Origin of the sequence: Methylobacterium sp. E-065, from assembly GCF_022829605.1 — a bacterium.
Taxonomy (GTDB): domain Bacteria; phylum Pseudomonadota; class Alphaproteobacteria; order Rhizobiales; family Beijerinckiaceae; genus Methylobacterium.
This window is the reverse complement of the sequence record NZ_JAKSYD010000028.1, coordinates 1-3719: the sequence shown is the minus strand read 5'-3', so window position 1 is coordinate 3719 and position 3719 is coordinate 1. Positions and strand designations below refer to the sequence as shown.

4 protein-coding genes are annotated in these 3719 nt (G+C 65.0%); 1 reads left to right on the top strand and 3 read right to left on the bottom strand.

What is annotated here, in order from left to right:
* From MKK84_RS02375 to MKK84_RS02365, 3 genes are all read right to left on the bottom strand, one after another.
* The coding region (locus tag MKK84_RS02375; RefSeq protein WP_243916434.1) for an MHYT domain-containing protein at positions 1-1235 on the bottom strand (1235 nt) is incomplete at its 3' end.
* A 182-nt stretch (positions 1236-1417) separates the two neighbouring features.
* Positions 1418-1600 (bottom strand): hypothetical protein, encoded by a 183-nt coding sequence (locus MKK84_RS02370; RefSeq protein WP_243916433.1) that lies wholly within the window; start codon positions 1598-1600, stop codon positions 1418-1420.
* Complete coding sequence (locus MKK84_RS02365; protein WP_243916432.1) at positions 1597-2880, bottom strand: cation:proton antiporter; 1284 nt, start codon at positions 2878-2880, stop codon at positions 1597-1599. Before MKK84_RS02365 ends, MKK84_RS02370 begins: the two co-directional genes overlap by 4 nt.
* A gap of 330 nt (positions 2881-3210) precedes the next feature.
* On the opposite strand from MKK84_RS02365, the gene MKK84_RS02360 reads away from it, so the two are divergent.
* Entirely contained in the window at positions 3211-3492 is a 282-nt protein-coding gene (locus tag MKK84_RS02360) for a hypothetical protein (RefSeq protein ID WP_091722386.1), read from the top strand.
* Positions 3493-3719 lie beyond the last annotated feature (227 nt).

Genomic DNA, 3719 nt, shown 5'->3' with positions numbered 1-3719 from the left:
GGGCTCAGATCGCGCGGCTGGCCCACCCTGCTGCGCTGCCCGATGCTCTGCGGGGCCCGTAGGCGGCGGCCGCCTTCAAGGCGGACCGCTGCCGCCAGCTGGGCCGGCGTGGGCTTCCCGGGCCTGCTGGCGCGCTTGGGCGTGGCCGGCGCGGGCTCAGCATCAAGCACCAGGCCGGCGGCGGCGCACAGGTCGGGCAGATCGGGCAGGTCGGGATCAGGCATGTGGTGAGGCTCCACTTCACCATGGTGGTGAGTCCCCCGGTCGGTGAGGTCGCGCAGGGCGACGGCGGTGGCGGGCTTGCCGCCGAACTCGATGGTGCGGCAGGACAGCTCGACAGGCACGTGCGTGCCGGCGGCAGTGCGGGCCTCGAACTCCTCCGGCCGCAGCTCCTCGGAGCGGCAGCGCGCGCGCCGCAGCAGCCCCGGAGCGTCGCTCTTCGCGAACAGGTCCAGGATCGGTTTGCCGATGATCTGCTCGGGCGGCGCCGCGAACAGACGCGTGCCAGCCTGATTGATCTCCAGCACAACCCCATCGCGATGGATGAACAGCACCTCGTGCGCGAGGTTGCTGAGCAGGCGCATGCGGTCGAGCTCGCGGAGAGCACGCTGCGACAGGTGCTGTTGCATTGCCAGGGCGACCAAGCCGGCGATCAGCACGGCGAGGCTGACGGCGGCGACCGCCAAGGCCAGCGGAGTCGAGCCGAGCACGTAGCTCTCGCCCTCCTGCAGCGTGATCGGCGCGATCGTGACGGCGGTCATGCCGGTGAAGTGCAGGCCGCAGATCGCGAGCGCCAGCCAGCCAGTGACTTCGATACGGCGTCCGACGCTCACCAACTTATCAGCTCGTGCCAAGGCGAGGACGGAGAACGCGACGCTGACTAGGATCGAGGCGGCGACGTAGATGGGCTCGAACAGCACGAGGCTGGAGGCAGCCATTGCGCTGACGCCGAGATAGTGCATGCCGATGATCGCCAGCCCGAGCACGGTGCCAGCCAATGCGATCCCAGGCGGTGCGGTGCGAAGCCGCCGCCACAGGCACAGAGCGGCCAGGGAGCCAGCAATGGCCACGACAATCGAGCCGGCGGTAAGATCGAGGTCGTAGGCGACATGCGCCCCGGGCCGGAACGCCAGCATGGCGACGAAGTGAAGAGACCAGATGCTGCCACCGAAGATGGTCGAGGCCAGCAGCAGATCGCGCAGGAGCGGGCGCCCGTTGACCTCGGCGCGCGCCATCAGGGTGACGGTAGCAAAGCACCCGAGCGCGCAGATGAGTGCGGAGAGTGCGACGAGGCGCAGGTCGTGCTGCTGCGTGACACAGGTCAAGACGCGGATCATGGCCAGCTCAGTGGAAACGACGCCGAAATATCGTCGCCGTACATCATAGAGCCGGGATGCCTACCGGACCGGTTCTATACTCAAGCGAGTTCGAGCTGTGGTTGAAGGATGGTGAAATACGAAGGGGAGTTGTACAGTGCGACCGAGAGCTGCGCCCAGTCGATCGGGTAAGAAAAGCGGTGCTCGGGCCGGATCGGCATGGTGGCGGCACTGTGCCATCGGGCATGAAGAAAGCGTAGCGGTAGGGCGACGCCTTCGATCACGAAGCGTCCTGCTGGAGCGGAATTTCGAGTTGGCCGCTCTGCGTATCACGCCCGCTGCGGTGGTCGAGAAAGCGCAGCACTGGGGTCACGGTTACACCGTGCAGGATGATAGATACCAAAACGGTAAGGCCAGCCGTGGCCCAGAGCAGGTCTGGCGCATCGAACCGCGCATGGTTCAGGGCAAACGCCAAGTAGTATATCGTTCCGAGACCGCGGATGCCGAAGAAGGCGATCACCGCTTTCTCGTCGTGCGGCAAACCTGAACCGAGCAGGCCGATCCAGCCGGTGACCGGACGCACGATTAACAATGCTAGAGCGACGAAGGAGACAGCCGGTAGGCTCAGGCCATTGAGAAGGCCACCGGCGACGAGCGCGACCCCGAACCCAACTAGCAGGACCATCATCAGCAGGCGTTCGAGCTCCTCGGCATAGGTGTGCATTTTCCGATGATACTCGTGGCTGTGGTGGGAGGTACGCAGTGCGAGAGCGGCCGCGAACACCCCGACGAAGCCATAGCCGTCGGCGACCTGTACGACCCCATAGGTCAGGCAGGCCGCTCCCAGGGCCACGAACCCGTCGCCGGTACGGGAGAGCTTGGACGCGTTAGGCAAGTGGAAGGTGAGCCAACCTAGGCCACGGCCGATGAGGCCACCGAGCGCGGCGCCGACGGCGATTTTCCAGATAACATCGACGGTCAGCCAATGGCCCCACGACAAGTCGGCGAGGGTTCCGGACCCGGACAGGGCCATGGCGAGATTGACGAATGGAAAGGCGAGGCCGTCATTGAGGCCGGCCTCCGAGGTTAGGGCAAAGCGCATCTCGTCCTCGCCCCCCTCGGTCGGATGCCCGACCTGTACGTCGGAAGCGAGAACCGGGTCCGTCGGGGCAAGGGAGGCCCCGAGCAACAAGGCGGTCGCAGTGCCGACGCCAAGCAACGCCCAGGCGAGCACGGCAAGTGCCAGGATCGTCAGCGGCATGGCAATGCCGAGCATGCGCCAAGTCACGGCCCAACGGCGCCAGCCAATCAGGCGGTCGATCTTCAGGCCCGCACCCATCAGCGAAATGATGACGACGCCCTCGGTGGCGTGCTCGATCAGCCCTAGATGCTCGGAAGGCTGCAGGGACAGACCGGCCACGGCTGGGATCAAGGACAAGGCCGCGCCGATACCGACGCAGCAAATCGGCAGGGATAGTGGTAGCGCCCGTAGGACCATGGGCAGCCACGCTGTCAGCAGGACTAATGCGCCAAACCCGGCGAGAACGACGACGTAGGTTTCCATTCCAGGGCGAACCAACCCTGGCTGTGTCTGTTCCAGGTCCCGCACCATGACGGCGCTGTCCGGTTATCTCAGGGCATGGCCCGCCGTTCGGAGCTTCACAACGTAGGCCCCGAGGCAGTCATGTCCGACCTTCAGTTCTGGGCTTTCCTCGCGGTGGCAATCCCCAGCATGTCCCTGCCGGTCATCATCGTCTGGTGGAAGGGCTGTCCCATCGTGCCCTCGCCTTGCTCAGCCTCGTGTTCTGGCCCGGAGCGCTGATCCTGGCTTTGAGGCTGCGACGTCGGTAGGGCCCATCACTATTCTCAAGGTTAGAGCCTGAACAATATCAGGATGGTGGTGTTTGGCTCTCGACTGATCGAGCTGATCCGTCTGGAGGAAAACGCCATGATGAAGACCCTTGCCCTCGCTGCCGCGATGACGCTCGCTGTCACGGGGGCTGCCCTCGCACAGATGCCAGCCGGCAGCGGGAGTGGCAGCGCTCAGAGCAACATGAACAATCCTGGCAGCGTGAAGAGCCCGTCAGAGAAGCGCATGGGCGGGCAGCGGGGCATGATGGGCATGCGGCACATGAAGCGCCATCGGCGTCATCACATGCGTCGTTCGCGGATGTAATTTTCTCCAGATTGGTCCCGCAGCCACGGAACTGCGGGACCACTTCCAATCAGGCAGGTCGGCCGGAGACCTTCGCAGCTGACCCATCCGCGATCTGTGCCTCAAGCTGCGCCTTGAAATCGGCGATCCCGAGCACCTGGGTCGCGTTCCCGTCCTTGTCGAGGAACTCATAGAGCGCGTCGTCGATGTTGCGGTTGCTGAAGAAGACGATCGCGTCCTGATCTCCG